Source organism: Streptomyces sp. NPDC097617 (genome assembly GCF_044761485.1).
In the GTDB taxonomy this organism is placed as follows: domain Bacteria; phylum Actinomycetota; class Actinomycetes; order Streptomycetales; family Streptomycetaceae; genus Streptomyces.
In genome coordinates this window covers 249,360-263,738 of record NZ_JBIWCL010000001.1, presented here as the reverse complement: position 1 = coordinate 263,738, position 14,379 = coordinate 249,360, and the positions used below count along the sequence as shown (strand labels likewise).

The 14,379-nt window shown below is 73.1% G+C and carries 14 protein-coding genes; 7 read left to right on the top strand and 7 right to left on the bottom strand.

What is annotated here, in order from left to right:
* Positions 1-107: 107 nt before the first annotated feature.
* Positions 108-386, bottom strand: coding sequence for a hypothetical protein (locus ACIQZO_RS01275; RefSeq protein ID WP_403618225.1), 279 nt, complete (start codon positions 384-386; stop codon positions 108-110).
* 13 nt (positions 387-399) lie between these two features.
* Positions 400-1,194: a PspA/IM30 family protein gene (locus ACIQZO_RS01270; RefSeq protein WP_403618222.1), complete on the bottom strand. Its 795-nt coding sequence runs from the start codon at positions 1,192-1,194 to the stop codon at positions 400-402.
* A gap of 263 nt (positions 1,195-1,457) precedes the next feature.
* On the opposite strand from ACIQZO_RS01270, the gene ACIQZO_RS01265 reads away from it, so the two are divergent.
* A complete protein-coding gene (locus ACIQZO_RS01265; RefSeq protein ID WP_403618219.1) occupies positions 1,458-2,066 on the top strand; it encodes a DUF3043 domain-containing protein in 609 nt (202 codons plus the stop codon).
* A 65-nt stretch (positions 2,067-2,131) separates the two neighbouring features.
* Positions 2,132-2,875, top strand: a complete 744-nt coding sequence (locus ACIQZO_RS01260; protein ID WP_403619177.1) for a class I SAM-dependent methyltransferase — start codon at positions 2,132-2,134, stop codon at positions 2,873-2,875.
* A gap of 96 nt (positions 2,876-2,971) precedes the next feature.
* On the opposite strand, the gene ACIQZO_RS01255 is transcribed toward ACIQZO_RS01260, so the two are convergent.
* Positions 2,972-3,184 (bottom strand): hypothetical protein, encoded by a 213-nt coding sequence (locus ACIQZO_RS01255; protein ID WP_403618217.1) that lies wholly within the window; start codon positions 3,182-3,184, stop codon positions 2,972-2,974.
* A 93-nt stretch (positions 3,185-3,277) separates the two neighbouring features.
* Here ACIQZO_RS01255 and ACIQZO_RS01250 point away from each other — a divergent pair, with 93 nt between their 5' ends.
* The 5 genes from ACIQZO_RS01250 to ACIQZO_RS01230 all read left to right on the top strand — a co-directional run bounded on the left by ACIQZO_RS01250 (position 3,278) and on the right by ACIQZO_RS01230 (position 9,608).
* A complete protein-coding gene (locus tag ACIQZO_RS01250) occupies positions 3,278-4,483 on the top strand; it encodes a bifunctional adenosylcobinamide kinase/adenosylcobinamide-phosphate guanylyltransferase (protein WP_403618214.1) in 1,206 nt (401 codons plus the stop codon).
* Between the two features lie 152 nt (positions 4,484-4,635).
* Positions 4,636-5,700 (top strand): nicotinate-nucleotide--dimethylbenzimidazole phosphoribosyltransferase, encoded by a 1,065-nt coding sequence (gene cobT / locus ACIQZO_RS01245; RefSeq protein WP_403618211.1) that lies wholly within the window; start codon positions 4,636-4,638, stop codon positions 5,698-5,700.
* Between the two features lie 83 nt (positions 5,701-5,783).
* Positions 5,784-7,649, top strand: a complete 1,866-nt coding sequence (locus ACIQZO_RS01240; RefSeq protein WP_403618208.1) for a phosphatidylglycerol lysyltransferase domain-containing protein — start codon at positions 5,784-5,786, stop codon at positions 7,647-7,649.
* Between the two features lie 53 nt (positions 7,650-7,702).
* The gene (locus ACIQZO_RS01235) at positions 7,703-8,353 is read left to right on the top strand and encodes a hypothetical protein (protein WP_403619174.1); all 651 of its coding nucleotides are present in this window, start codon (positions 7,703-7,705) and stop codon (positions 8,351-8,353) included.
* Between the two features lie 76 nt (positions 8,354-8,429).
* Positions 8,430-9,608, top strand: coding sequence for a sensor histidine kinase (locus ACIQZO_RS01230; protein WP_403619171.1), 1,179 nt, complete (start codon positions 8,430-8,432; stop codon positions 9,606-9,608).
* A 137-nt stretch (positions 9,609-9,745) separates the two neighbouring features.
* On the opposite strand, the gene ACIQZO_RS01225 is transcribed toward ACIQZO_RS01230, so the two are convergent.
* Genes ACIQZO_RS01225 through pelF form a run of 4 tightly spaced genes read right to left on the bottom strand, consistent with a single transcriptional unit; the run spans position 9,746 to position 14,356 of the window.
* On the bottom strand, positions 9,746-10,555 hold the full coding sequence (locus ACIQZO_RS01225; protein WP_403618205.1) for an endo alpha-1,4 polygalactosaminidase: 810 nt from the start codon (positions 10,553-10,555) through the stop codon (positions 9,746-9,748).
* Entirely contained in the window at positions 10,552-11,247 is a 696-nt protein-coding gene (locus ACIQZO_RS01220) for a spherulation-specific family 4 protein (RefSeq protein WP_403618203.1), read from the bottom strand. Before ACIQZO_RS01220 ends, ACIQZO_RS01225 begins: the two co-directional genes overlap by 4 nt.
* Positions 11,244-12,833, bottom strand: a complete 1,590-nt coding sequence (locus tag ACIQZO_RS01215) for a hypothetical protein (protein ID WP_403618200.1) — start codon at positions 12,831-12,833, stop codon at positions 11,244-11,246. Before ACIQZO_RS01215 ends, ACIQZO_RS01220 begins: the two co-directional genes overlap by 4 nt.
* A complete protein-coding gene (pelF, locus tag ACIQZO_RS01210) occupies positions 12,830-14,356 on the bottom strand; it encodes a GT4 family glycosyltransferase PelF (protein WP_403618198.1) in 1,527 nt (508 codons plus the stop codon). Before pelF ends, ACIQZO_RS01215 begins: the two co-directional genes overlap by 4 nt.
* Positions 14,357-14,379: the final 23 nt, after the last annotated feature.

Below are 14,379 nucleotides of genomic sequence, written 5' to 3'. Positions count from 1 at the left end.
TGTCGCGTTGGACCCCCCCCCCCCCCCGCCCCCCCCCCCGGGGGGGGGCCCCCCCCCCCGGGGGGGGGGGGGGGGCCCCGCCGCCGTGTCGGTGCGCCCGGCCGGGCTCAGCCCGGGATCAGGCCGTTGTCGCTGAGCATCTCGCGGACCTCGTCGAGCGTCGCGTCCGGGGCGGGCAGGATCAGCTCGGACGGCTCCAGAGCATCGTCGGCCAGCGGCTCACCGAGCCGCCGTACGGCTTCGAGCAGCGCGCCCAGGGTGCGCCTGAAGCCCTCCTGGTCGCCGTTCTCCATCTCCGCGAGCAGTTCGTCGTCCAGCTTGCCGAGCTCGATGAAGTGGCTGTCCGCCAGCTCCATCTGGCCTTCCCCCATGATGCGGACAATCATGACGGGCCCCGTCCTACTGCTTGTCGAACCGGTGCGGAGTCTGCGACTGCTGCCCGTTGCCCTGGGCGCCGCCCTCGATGGCCTGCTGCTGGGCGGACGGGCCGCCCGCCAGCTCGGCCTTCATGCGCTGGAGCTCCAGCTCCACGTCCGTACCGCCCGAGAGGCGGTCCAGCTCGGCCTGGATGTCGTCCTTGGAGCCGAGTCCGCTCCGGTCGTCGAGCGCACCGGAGGCCAGCAGCTCGTCGATCGCACCGGCGCGGGCCTGCAGCTGGGCGGTCTTGTCCTCGGCCCGCTGGATGGCGAGGCCGACGTCGCTCATCTCCTCGGAGATGCCGGAGAAGGACTCCGCGATCCGGGTCTGCGCCTGGGCCGCCGTGTAGGTGGCCTTGATGGTCTCCTTCTTCGTCCGGAAGGCGTCCACCTTGGCCTGGAGCCGCTGGGCGGCGAGGGTCAGCTTCTCCTCCTCGCCCTGCAGGGTCTGGTGCTGCACCTCCAGGTCGCTGACCTGCTGCTGGAGCGAGGCGCGGCGGGACAGTGCCTCACGGGCCAGGTCCTCGCGGCCGAGGGCGAGGGCCTTGCGGCCCTGGTCCTCCAGCTTGGCGGACTGCCCCTGGAGCTGGTTCAGCTGCAGCTCCAGGCGCTTGCGGGAGGTCGCCACATCGGCGACTCCGCGGCGCACCTTCTGCAGCAGCTCCAGCTGCTTCTGGTACGAGTAGTCGAGGGTCTCGCGCGGGTCCTCGGCCCGGTCAAGGGCCTTGTTCGCCTTCGCGCGGAAGATCATCCCCATACGCTTCATGACACCGCTCATGGGCTTCGCGCGCCCCCTTCTAGACGGACTGTGCTCCAGGTCACCGACAGAACCCACAGTACGGGCCCTGCCTCCATTACCGCACTGTTCGAGTACGGATGCGCTCCTCCTCCAGGACGACTACGCCCGCGCCCCATCAGGCGTAAGGAGTAGGTGATCCCAGGAGAGCGGGCCCACCGCACACACCGTGCAATGGTGAAGACGCCCGCCGTTGCCGGATCGTTCCCCAGCGGGGTGGGGCCCATGCCCGCAACCACGTAGGCTTGGGTTTTGTGTTTGGTAGCCGCTCCTCCAAGGAAGAGAAGGCCGCCGCCACCGACAAGGTGAGCGCCGACCTCTCGCAGCCCCGTGACCCGCAGGCCCCGAAGGGCCGCCCTACGCCGAAGCGTGCTGTGGCCCAGTCGCAGCGCAAGACCGTGGTGGCCTCGACCGGCAACCGCAAGGAGGATGCCAAGCGAGCGCGTGAGCGTCGCCGTACCGAGATGGCCAAGCAGCGCGAGGCGCTGGCCAGTGGCGACGAGCGTTATCTGCCGACCCGTGACAAGGGTCCCGTCCGCCGGTTCGTCCGCGACTACGTGGACTCCCGCTACTCGGTCGCCGAGATGTTCCTGCCCCTGGCAGTGGTCATCCTGGTGCTGAGCATGGTGCGCCAGCCCTCGATCCAGAGCATCGCCCTGATGCTGTGGCTCGGTGTGATCGTCCTGATCCTCCTCGACTCCGTCGGCCTGGTGTTCCGCCTCCGCAAGGCCCTCGTCGAGCGCTTCCCGAACGAACCCCGCCGCGGCGCCATCGCCTACGGCCTGATGCGCACCCTCCAGATGCGTCGGCTTCGCCTGCCGAAGCCGCAGGTCAAGCGCGGGGAACGGCCCTGAGCCGAGCGACGCCCGGCACATCGGGGGAAGGCTTCGCGGAAGGCGCACGGCTCTGGCTCGAAGGCCTGGGCGGACTGCGCAACGCGGTCCGGCAAGAACTCGTGGGCCGGCAGGTCGACGAGCAGATCGCGCACCGCTTCCCGGTCGGGCAGCGGCTGCGGGTGCTGGACGTGGGCATGGGCCAGGGAACGCAGGCACTGCGCCTGGCCCGCGCCGGACACAAGGTGACGGGCCTGGAGCAGGACCCCGGCATGCTGGCCATCGCCCGTGAGGCGCTGGCCGCGGAACCCGCCGGGATCCGCGACCGGGTCAGCCTCATGGAGGGCGACGGCCGCGAGACCGGGGCCCACTTCCTGCCGGGCAGCTTCGACGTGGTGCTGTGCCACGGGGTGCTGATGTACGTGCCCGAGCCGGACGCCATGCTGGCCGGGCTGGCCCGGATGCTGGCCCCGGGCGGACTGCTGTCCCTGCTGGTGCGCAACGGCGACGCCCTCGCCATGCGGCCGGGCCTGGACGGCGACTGGAAGGGCGCGCTGGCCGCGTTCGACTCCGTCGACTACACGAACCGGCTGGGCCTTCAGGTCCGCGCGGACCGGCTGGTCGGGCTGACGGCCACCCTGTCGGGGATCGGCGCGCCGCTGCAGGCCTGGTACGGGGTGCGCGTCTTCACCGACGGCACCGAGGCCGGCGAGATCCTGCCGCCCGACGAGGAACTGGAGCGGCTGCTGGCCGCCGAGGACCGCGCCGGGCGCAGCGACCCCTACCGGGGCGTGGCCGCGCTGCTGCACCTGTGCGGTGTACGCGGCTAGCTCGAAAGGGACGGCCGGGGCCGGACTGCTGACCGTACGACGGAGCCGCCGGTTCGACGACCCGGCGGCTCCGTCGTACTCGTCCCTACCGAACGGCTACGCGTCCAGCGCGGCGCGCAGGCTCATCGTGTAGAGCTCGGTCCCGGCGTCGTCGGACAGCTTCACCTGTTCGACGCCGCCTTCCAGCAGGTCCTTCCAGTACTCGCCGACCCAGGACTCCGCATCGCCCTGCGTGGTGAACTCCTCGGGTACCACCGACGGGCTCGCCTCGGTGCCGTCGGCCGTCTCGAACCGCCACGTCCACGCCATGTCCGCCTCCGTTGCTCGCACGCTTCGTGTCCTGAGTCTGCCCGCAGAGTAGCCGGGCGCGCAGCAGTCTTCCCGACGCGGGAGGATCATCCTGTGGAACTCACTCTGCTCGGCACCGGCACACCCGAGGGCCTGCCCCGCCCCGGCTGCCCCTGTGCGACCTGCGCGGCCTCCGTGGGCTCGCGCGCCCGCGCCGCCACCGCCCTCCTCGTCGACGGGGCGCTGCTGCTGGACCTGACCCCCGGGGCGGTGCTGGCCGGGGCCCGGGCCGGGCATTCGCTGGCCGGTGTGCGGCAGGTCCTGCTGACCCACCCGCACGACGGGCCCGCGGTCGAGCTGCCGCCCGGCCTGCCGGCCGCCGGGCGGGTGCCGGACGGGCGGGAGCTCGCGGTGATCTCCGGTCACCGGGTGCGGGCCGTACCGATGGACGCGCCGGGCACCGGGTACGAGGTCACCGGCCCGGACGGCGGCCGGCTGCTGTACCTGCCGCCCGGCGGCGCCCCCGCCGGGGTGGCGGACCGGGCCGGGCAGCGCCCGTACGAGATGGTGGTCGCCGATGTACTGGGCCGGCCCGAGGCGCTGGCGCGGCTGCGGGCGAGCGGCGCCGTCGGCCCGACCACGGACGTGATCGCCGTCCACCTGGACCACGACACCCCGCCGGGTCCGGAGCTGGACCGCCGGTGCGCGGCCGCCGGGGCCCGGGCGGTGCCGGACGGGACCACCGTGATCGTCGGGGAGTACCGCGCGGTGCCGGACCTGCCGCGCCGGACCCTGGTGCTGGGCGGGGCCCGCTCCGGCAAGTCCGTGGAGGCCGAGCGGCGGCTGGAGTCCTTCCCCGAGGTGGTCTACGTGGCCACCGGCGGCACCCGGGACGGGGACTCGGAATGGGCGCAGCGGGTCGGACTGCACCGGGAGCGCCGGCCCGCGAGCTGGCGGACGGTGGAGACCTGCGAGCTGGTCCCGCTGCTGGCGGCCGACGGCCCGCCGCTGCTGGTCGACTGCCTGGCGCTGTGGCTGACGGACGCGATGGACGGGGCCGGGGCCTGGGACGACGCCGTGTGGGCCAATGGCGGACGGCGGCGGCTCGGCGAGCGGACCGCCGAGCTGGTGGCGGCCGTGCGCGCGACCCGCCGTCAGGTGGTGCTGGTCAGCAACGAGGTCGGCTCGGGCGTCGTCCCGGCGACCGCCTCCGGCCGCCGCTTCCGCGACGAGCTGGGCCGGCTGAACGCGGCGGTCGCGGGCGAGTGCGAGCACGTACTCCTCGTGGTCGCGGGCCTGGTCAACGTACTCAAGGACTAGGCAGTGCCCGCGGCCGGACCCGGGCCTTGTCCGGCCGGACAAGGCCCGGCGCCGAGGAGCGTGTTGGTCCCTCGGATCGCTGGTGCGGGAGCGGGCCGGAACAGGGCGCCCAAGGCCTGAGGGAAGGCCTCACCGGCTGTACTCTCTGCCAGATGAGCACGCTGAATCTCGACGACTTCTCCGATCTGATCGAGCGCCCCGACGGGGGCGTCCGGCGTGATGCCGAGGAACGCCGTGAGCGCCTCGCCCTCCCGCCCGGCGCGCTGGGCCGGCTCGACGAGCTCGCCGAATGGCTCGCCGCCGCGCAGGGTCGGGTTCCGGTCGAGCCGATCGAGCGGCCCCGTGTGGTGCTGTTCGCCGCCGACCACGGGATCGCCGCCGAGGGCGTCTCCGCCCGGGCCGCGTCCACCGCCCACGAACTGGTGCGGGCCGTCCTGGACGGGACCAGCCCCGTGGCCATCCTCGCCGGCCGGCTCGGCGCCACGATACGGATCGTCGACGCCGGGCTCGACTGCGATCCCGAGCTCCTGCCCGCGGACGTGGTCGAGCACCGCGTGCGGCGCGGCAGCGGCCGGATCGACGTGGAGGACGCGCTGACGGCCGAGGAGGCCGAGGCCGCGGTGCGGCTCGGGATGCGGATCGCCGACGAGGAGGCCGACTCCGGAACGGACCTGGTCGTCCTCGGCGACCTCAGCGTCGGCGGGACCACGGTCGCCGCGACCCTCGTCGCCGCCCTGTGCGGAACGGACGCCTCCGTGGTCACCGGCCGCGGTGGACTGCCCATCGACGACCTCGCCTGGATGCGCAAGTGCGCGGCGATCCGCGACGCGCTGCGCCGGGCCCGCCCGGTGCTGGGCGACCAGGTGGCGCTGCTGGCCGCGGTCGGCGGTGCGGACGTGGCCGCCATCACCGGATTCCTGCTCCAGTGCGCGGTACGCCGCACTCCGGTCATCCTCGACGGTGTGGTTTCGGCCGCGTGCGGGCTGGTGGCCCAGCGGGCCGCATTCCGGGCTCCCGACTGGTGGCTGGCCGGTCAGGCGAGCGGCGAGCCGGGGCAGGCGAAGGCTCTTGACCGAATGGCACTCAACCCCGTGCTCGATCTGAGCGTCACAGTAGGTGAAGGTACCGGGGCATTGCTGGCTCTCCCCCTCGTCCGGGCGGCCGCCGCACTCGCGGCGGAACTCCCGGAGCGGGCGGTGGAGAAGCCGACGGAATGAGCCGCCGGGGCCCCCGGTCCTGACCAGGCCGGGGCCCCCGACCGCGCAATCACGGACAGCTGCGCCCCATATGATCGCTTTTTATGGGAGAGGTCCGTTTGACCAGCGCAGAGACCGACCGCACCGCCGCACCGGCGACCGGTCCGTCAGCCGGCAGGAAAGAAAGCGGCGGCGACCCCGCCGGCAAGGCGGCGGGGGGTGGCCGGGAGACCGGCCGGGGGAGCACCCGATCGCAGCGCGGCGCCGCGTTCGCGGTGTGGTACCTGCGCGCCGTCACCTTCATCAACTTCCTCAGCGCGGTGTGGGTTTCGCTCGGGCAGGACCTGAGGCGCCACAACATCGAGGACTTCTACACCCCGTACATGCTCACCGCGGGCTTCGCCTCCGGGCTGTTCACCCTGCTGCTCGCCGTCACCCTCGGCCGCCGCAAGCGGGCCTCCTGGATCCTGAACCTCGTCCTCAGCGGCCTGCTCGCCCTGCTCCTCGCCTACGCGCTCTACGCGTACGAGGAGATCCGCGAGCACCCGCAGAACTGGGTCTCCCTGGCCCTGACGGCCGCCTTCACCGGGGCCCTGCTGCTGGGCCGCCGCGAGTTCTACGCCAAGGGCGACCGCTCCAACCCGGCGCTGGCCACCGCCGTCGCCGCCGTCGGCCTGCTGCTCACCTCGCTGGTCTCGGCCCTGATCGTGGGCGCCACCAACAGCTCCCCGCTCAGCGCCGAGGCCTCCTTCCTGGCGCGCTGGAAATACGGCGTCATGCGGCTGATCACCCTGGCCCCCGACGACCGGGCCTACGAGGCGATCACCACCCCCGGCTGGGTCGACGTCTGCATCAACGTCATGTCGATGCTTCTGCTCCTCGCCGTCCTGTTCGCCGCCTTCCGCTCGCGCCGCGCCGTCGACCCGCTCAGCGAGGGGGACGAGGAGCGCCTGCGGGCACTGCTGGCCCGGCAGGGCGACCGCGACTCGCTCGGCTACTTCGCGCTGCGCCGCGAGAAGTCCGTCATCTGGTCCCCCACCGGCAAGGCCGCCGTCACCTACCGCGTCGTCGGCGGGGTCTCGCTGGCCTCCGGCGACCCGATCGGCGACCCCGAGGCCTGGCCCGGCGCCATCGACCCGTGGCTGGCCGAGGCCCGCGAGCACGGCTGGGTGCCGGCCGTGATGGGCGCGAGCGAGGAAGCCGGGCAGATCTACGCCCGGCACGGCCTGGACGCCCTCGAACTCGGTGACGAGGCCATCGTCGAGACCGCCGAGTTCACCCTGGAGGGCCGCGCCATGCGGACCGTCCGGCAGGCCTTCAACCGCGTCAAGCGGGCCGGATACACGGTCCGCATCCGCCGCCACGACGACATCCCGGCCGACGAGATGGCCGAGCTGGTCCGCCGCGCCGACGACTGGCGCGACGGCGCCACCGAGCGCGGCTTCTCCATGGCGCTGGGCCGACTGGGTGATCCCGCCGACGGCCAGTGCGTGATGCTGGAGTGCACCGACGGCAACGGCGAACTGCGGGCCGTGCTGTCCTTCGTACCGTGGGGACCCAAGGGTCTGTCGCTGGACCTGATGCGCCGCGACCGGAACTCCGAGAACGGCCTGATGGAGTTCATGGTCATCGAACTCCTCGAACGCTCCAAGGAGATCGGGGTCACCCAGGTCTCGCTCAACTTCGCGATGTTCCGGTCCGTCTTCGAGCGCGGGTCCAGGCTCGGCGCCGGTCCGGTGCTGCGGATGTGGCGCTCGCTGCTCAGCTTCTTCTCCCGCTGGTGGCAGATCGAGTCCCTCTACCGGGCCAACGCCAAATACCGGCCGATCTGGGAACCGCGGTTCATGCTCTTCGAGAAGAGTTCGGACCTGCTGCGGATCGGTGTCGCGGCCGGCCGGGCCGAGGGCTTCCTGGAGGCCCCCGGCCTTCCGAAGTGGCTGCACCGCAGACACCTGGAGACCCGCCGTTGACAGCGAGGACCACCTCCCCACCACGGCAGTTCGCCCGCCGCGAGTGGGGGCCGATGTTCTGGACCGTCCGGGACGCGCTCGTGCGCGACAGGTGGCGGGCGATCCCGATGACCATCGGCGCGGTCTGCCTGACCTCCGTCTTCCAGATCGTGCAGAACACCCCCTGGGGATTCCAGCCCGTCCAGAACCTCGGCTCGGTCAAGGCGGCCGACCCACTCTGGCTGGCCATCCTGCGCACCCCCCTGTCGCTGTTCGTCCCGGCCCTGGACCTGCCGGTGTGGGGGGCGCTCGCGCAGATCCTGCTCGTCTTCGGGATCGCCGAGATCTGCATCGGCTGGTGGCGCACTCTGCTGGTGGGCTACGTCGCCACCCTCGCCGGGACCACGTACGCCCGGATCGGGCTCGCGCTGGGGCCGGAGCATCCCCTCGGTCTGCCGGTGTCCGACCGGATCGTCAACGACACCGGGCCCTCGGCGGCGGTGGTGGGGCTGGCCATCTACGTCTGCTGGCGCTACCGGGCCTACCTCACCGGCACTCTGGTGATCCTGGTGATGATCGTCGAGGTGCTGTTCAAGAACAACCTGGCGGGCAAGGAGCACCTGGCGGCCATCACCGCGGTCATGGCGGTGTGCGTGGTGCGGGCGCACTGGGGGCCGGTGCGCTCCCGCGTACCGCTGGGGCAGCGCTCCCACCCTCCGTCGTAGGGGCCGGCGGCGGGTGAGGCCGTACCGTATCGGGGTGACGACAGACCTCGGGCGGTTCGCCCCCACCCGGCAGTGGATGCGGGCCCATCCGCTCGCCACCGACGCCATGCTGGCGTTCGGGGCGTTCGTCGCCATGGTCGTCGGCTCCTTCGCCGATCCGCACGGACCGCACGGACCCACCTTCGGGACGCGCAACCCCGAGCCGGTCTCGCTGCTGCTGATGCTGCTCGGCGCCACCGCCCTGGTCTTCCGGCGCCGGCAGCCGCGCGCCGTCCTCGCCGTGACCTGCGGGCTGTCCCTGCTGGAGCTGACCACCGGGGAGCCCCGGGCGCCCGTCGCCATGTGCACGGTCATCGCCCTGTACACGGTGGCCGCACGCACCGACCGGCCGACGACCTGGCGGATCGGGCTGCTCACGATGGCGGGCCTGACGGGTGTGGCCATGCTCGCCGGGCCGCTGCCCTGGTACGCGCAGGAGAACCTCGGGATCTTCGCCTGGACCGGGATGGCCGCGGCCGCCGGCGACGCGGTACGCAGCCGGCGGGCCTTCGTCGACGCCATCCGGGAACGGGCCGAGCGGGCCGAGCGGACCCGGGACGAGGAGGCCCGGCGACGGGTCGCCGAGGAACGGCTGCGGATCGCCCGGGACCTGCACGACGTGGTGGCCCATCACATCGCCCTGGTCAACGTGCAGGCGGGAGTGGCCGCGCACGTCATGGACAAGCGCCCGGACCAGGCGAAGGAGGCGCTGGCGCACGTACGGGACGCCAGCCGGTCGGCGCTGAACGAACTGCGGGCCACGGTCGGGCTGCTGCGCCAGTCCGGCGACCCGGAGGCGCCGACGGAGCCCGCGCCGGGACTCGGCGTCCTGGACGAACTGGTGGACACCTTCCGGCACGCCGGGCTCCCGGTGGAGGTGATAGTGCAGCTGGACGGGGCGGCGGGGCCACTGCCGGCGGCCGTGGACCTGGCGGCGTACCGGGTGATCCAGGAGGCGCTGACGAACGTGCGCAAGCACGCGGGACCGGCGGCGAAGGCGGAGGTCAGCGTGGTGCGGGTGGGGCCGTCGGTGGAGGTCACGGTCCTGGACGACGGCGGCGAGTCGGCGGATCCGTCGCCGGAGCCGGTCGATCCTGGCGGCGGGCACGGGCTGCTCGGCATGCGGGAGCGCACCGGCGCCCTGGGCGGCACCTGCTTCGCGGGCCCCCGCTACGGCGGCGGTTACCGCGTCCACGCCATCCTCCCCCTGGCCTAGCCAGCCTCACCGGACCCCGCTCCAGCCTCGCCGGGGCCCACTCCATCCTCGCCGGCGTTTGAGGCGCGGGCTCTGCCCGGACCCGCTCCTCGAACGCCGGAGGGGCTGAGCCGCCCGGGCGAAAGGTGCCGGCGAGGCTAGCGGCAGACCTGGCGCCAGGCGTCGAGGTCGTAGCGTTTCTGCAAGGAACTCAGCTTCGCGGCGCGGGCCATCGGGCACCAGCGGGTCAGCCGGCCCTCGTACTCCACGTGGAACACCGCCTTGCCCGCGTCGATGAACGGCACGTACCGGTCGCACTCCTCGTACTCCATGCACTGCTCGTTGACCGCGAAGTCGAAGTCCCCCACCAGCTGCGGGATCTGGTCCAGGTCGTTCTTCAGGCCCACCGACATGCCCCGGTCGTGCGCCAGCCGGGCGACCAGCCGGTTGTACTTCAGCTGGTCGTCGGCGGTCAGCGGGAAGCCGGACCTGTTGGCGTAGCCGTCCATGTTGTCCGGCTCCACCGCGTCGAAGCCCTTCTCCCTGCACAGGTCGAACCGCTTGCCGATCAGCGGTTCCAGTTCGGCCAGGCGCCGGATGTCCAGCCAGCGCTCGCCCTCCCAGCCGTTGCCCTCGCCCAGCATCGTCTCGGGGAAGGCCTCGGCGTCCGGGCGGAAGTCCTCCCAGGCGCCCGTGGAGATGTAGCAGATCGTCTTGCGACCGTCCTTCTTCAGGGTCGCGACCTGCTCTTTCGTGGTGTTGAACCCGTCGATGTCGTACACCGCCGCCTGTACCGAGGTGTCGAGCTTCCCGGTGAGCTGCCACTGCCAGCCCACCCCCGGCTTCGGCATCCACCGCTCCCCCGGCCGCGGATCGGGCGACAGCTCCTCGGGTTCCGGTTCCGGCTGGGACGTACAGGCGGCGAGCAGCATCAGGGGCACCAGCAGCAGGGCTGCGAGCCTTCTCATCCCGCCGCCTCCAGGGCGTACGGGAGGGTCCCCCAGGGGTGCGCGCCGCTGCCCGGGACGGCGCAGTGCACACCGGCCCCTCGTTCGGCGGCGAGGTCCTCGGCGAGCCGGGCGGCGAGCGCGCCCGGCGGGACGGCGTAGACGAGGTGGCAGAACCGCTGGGCCGGGTGGTCGGCGGTCCAGGAGGGCGCGGCGCCCGCGTCCCGGTAGGCGTCCCAGGGGCCCTCGAAGGTGACGAGCAGGTCGGCGAGTTCGGCGTAGCCGGGGTGCGGGTGGACCCCGTGGTTGAGGACGAGGGTACGGGCGCCCGCGGCCCGGGCGGCGACCGCGAGCCGCCCGTAGTGCGGGAGCAGTTCGGGGTCGGCGCAGGCCTGGTCGAGGAAGGCCCCGTCGGTGGCGTACCAGTCGCGGTGGCGCAGCAGGTCCTGCACCACCGCGGCGTGCGGGCGCCTCCCGTAGTCGGTGTCGGCGTACCCGAGGACGGGGACCCCGGCGTCGCGCAGCCGCTCGGCGACGAGGGCGAACCGCTCGTCGCGGGCCGCTCCCGGCCCGCTGTCGGGGTTGAGCACGACCGAGTGCAGCCGGCTCGCGGAGCGGATGAGCCGCTCCCAGGCTTCGGGCCGGTCGGCGGGGTGCTCGTAGAGGGGCACCAGCAGCATGGGGTCCTTCTTCTCGGACGGACGGTGCGTCATCGGTGGGCGGTCGCGCGGCCGAGGAGCAGGCAGACCAGGACGGCCAGTACGGCGGCGGCCGCGCCCGCCACCACCAATTGAACCGCCCGGGGCTGGCCCAGCCCGGTCAGCAGGGCCAGGCTCTGGGCGACCGCGGCCGAGGAGCAGACCACGGCCGCGGGCCGGACCGCGCCGAAGGACTGCAGGAGCAGCCCGGTCCACATGACGGCCCCGAGCAGCAGCAGGGTCGCGATCCGGACTCCGGTGAGGACGGGGGCGCCCGGCCAGAGCAGGGTGCCGGCCAGCCCCAGGGCCAGCAGCACCGTCAGGTAGAGCGCGAGGCAGCGGGCCAGCGTGGTGAGCATCCGCCGCCGGAAGGCCCCGGGCGAACGGGCCCCCTGGAGGCCGGAGAGGCTTCCGCTGCGGAAGCGGTGGAGCAGCCATTCGGCCGGTCCCATGCTGAGGGTGAGGGCCACCGCCGAGGGGGCTGCGACCGCCTCGGCGGGACCGCCGGCGAGCACCTCGCCGAGGGCGGCGTACAGCACGAGCAGGCCGGTGCCGAGGCCGAAGACCCCGTACGGGACCGAGTCCCCGAGCCGGGGCCCGCGGGATGCGAACTCCTCCTCGGCCCCGCGCAGCATCTGCCAGCGCACGGGGCCCTCGCCGGGTCGGCGGGCCGCCCAGCCGCGGATCCGGTGCGCGGCGCTCCGTAGCCCGTCGGCGAGCGGGAGCTCCCGCAGGGCCAGGACGCAGGCGGCCAGCAGGGACGCCGCGAGCAGGGCCACGCGTACCGGTACGGGCAGGTCGACGAAGAGCGCGAGCAGCGCCCCGGCGGCCATCGGGGCGAGTGCGGCGAGCAGCAGCCGTTCCCGGCCGAGGACGAGCAGAACGGTGGCGGCCCCGACGTAGAGGGCCTGTCCGGCGGCAAAGGCGTAGGAGAACGGTGGCCCGCCGGGTACCGAGAGTGCGGCGGCCGTGCCCAACAGGGCGCCGACCGGGGCGCCGACGAGCAGGGTGCGCCCGGCGGCGCCCCGGTCGCCGAGGCCGAGCCAGGAGTAGGCCCGGTGGGACAGGGTCTGGTCCCAGACCCAGCCGATGAGCGCACCGGCGAGCAGGGTCAGCGTCCCGGCGGGCAGGCCGAGGCGGTCCTGCGGGCCTTCGAGCAGGGGCGCTCCGAGCAGGTAGGCGAGGCCGGGCAGGGCGAAGATCACCCCGCGCAGCAGGCAGGCGGTGAGGGAGACCTTCCAGGGGTCGGGGGCGGCGCCCGGCTCCGGGAAGGAGCGGGGCACCCGGGCATAGAGCTCCTCGGCGAGTCCGAAGGAGTCGTGCCGGCCGTAGGTGAGCCGGATGTACTCGTCCGTCATGCCGTCGGATTCGAGGATGGCGGCGATCTCGTCGGGGTGGACGGCCGAGGCGATGAACACGTCGAGGCGTTCGGCGAGTTCGTCCATCGGGTCGGCGGCGGCGGTGACCCGGCCTCCCGGGCCGTCGCGGCGCGGCCGGGGAATGGCCCGGAGCGTGTCGGTGCCGTTGCCGGGGCCGTGACCGCTGCCGTGAACAGGGCGGTTGCCGGGGCCGGGCGGCTTGAGCCAGAGGGATCCGCTCACCACAGGCTCCCGTCCGCCGCGAGTTCGCGGTACCAGGGATCCGCGAGCCGCTGGGTCCATTCGTCGCCCGCGTGGACCGGCAGGACGGGCTGGCCCGCGAGTTCGCGGTAGATGTGCCGGAAGCCGTCCACGGACTGGTGGAGGGTGAACTTCTCCACCACCCGCTTGCGGGACATCCGGCCCAGCTCGGCCCGGCGTTCGTCGTCGCGGAGCAGGGCGAGGGTGGCACGGGCCATGGTCTCGGGCTCGCGCGGCGGGACGACGAGGCCGGTGTCCCCGACGGCCTCGCGGACTCCGCCGACGTCGGTGGAGACGGTGGTGCGGCCGCAGGACATGGCTTCGATGATGCTGAAGGGGAAGCCCTCGCTGATGGAGGAGAGCATGACGACGCTGCCGGCCGCGTAGGCCCGGGCCACCTGCTCGATGCGGCCCTCGTAGGTGACGCCGTCGGTCACGCCGAGTTCCGCGGCGAGCTTCTCCAGGCGGAGCTTGTACTCCTCGCAGCCGGCCGGCACCGGGCCGAAGAGGCGCAGCCTCAGGGCGGGCAGTTCCTCGCGCATGAAGGCGTAGGCCCGGATGAGGGTTTCGAGGTCCTTGATCGGGTCGATCCGGCCGCACCAGCTGAGGGTGGGCACGTCCGGTTCGGGGCCGGCCTCGGGAAAGGCGTGCGGGTCGACGCCGTTGTAAACGGTGCGGATGCGTTCCGACTCGGCGCCTCCGCGCTCCTCCCAGCGGCGGTTGTACTGGTTGCACGGGGTGATGAGGTCGGCCTGCCGGTAGCCCTCCGTGTTGAGCTCGCGGTAGAAGCCCAGCATGAGCGCCTTGACGGGCCAACGCTGCTCGGCGGTGCGGTAGCCGAGGTAGCGCTCGCGCAGGTAGATGCCGTGCTCGGTGAGCAGGAAGGGGACGCTGTCGAGGTACTTGGCGGCGAGGGCCGGGAGGGTGGCGAGGCCGCTGCTGACGGCGTGCGCGACGCTGTCGGGCGGGATCCGGACACCGAGCGGGCGCAGCGCGTGCTCCAGCAGGTCGGTGGCGGTGAGCGCGTCGTGGATGGTGGGCGCGGCTTCGGCGGTGGCGAGGCCGGGACGGGTCCATACGGTCATCAGCAGGCGCAGGACCGATTCGGAGCGCAGTGCCGGTGCGAGCTTTCCGGCCCGGGCGAGGACGGCGAGTTCGCGCAGGGCCTCGGAGAAGCTGTGCCGGGCGGGATCGCCCGCGGGGTCGAGCAGGGAGAGCAGGAAGCTCTCGTATACCTCGGTGAAGCGGCGGTGGGCCCGGCCGCGCAGGGTGGAGCGGCGGGCGCGGGACGGGAGCGGCCCCCAGAGCGGGAAGGCGGTGTGCCGGTAGACGTTGCGGGGCAGTTCCCAGGTGACCGGCTCTCGTCCGGAGCCGGTCAGGGCTATGACGTTGAAGTCGACCTCGGGCATACCTCGTACCAGTTGGTCGCACCAGGTGCTCACGCCCCCGTGGACGTGCGGGTAGGTGCCTTCGGTGAGCATGGTGACGTGACGCCCATGACTCATACGGTGTGTCCCCCCAGGACGGA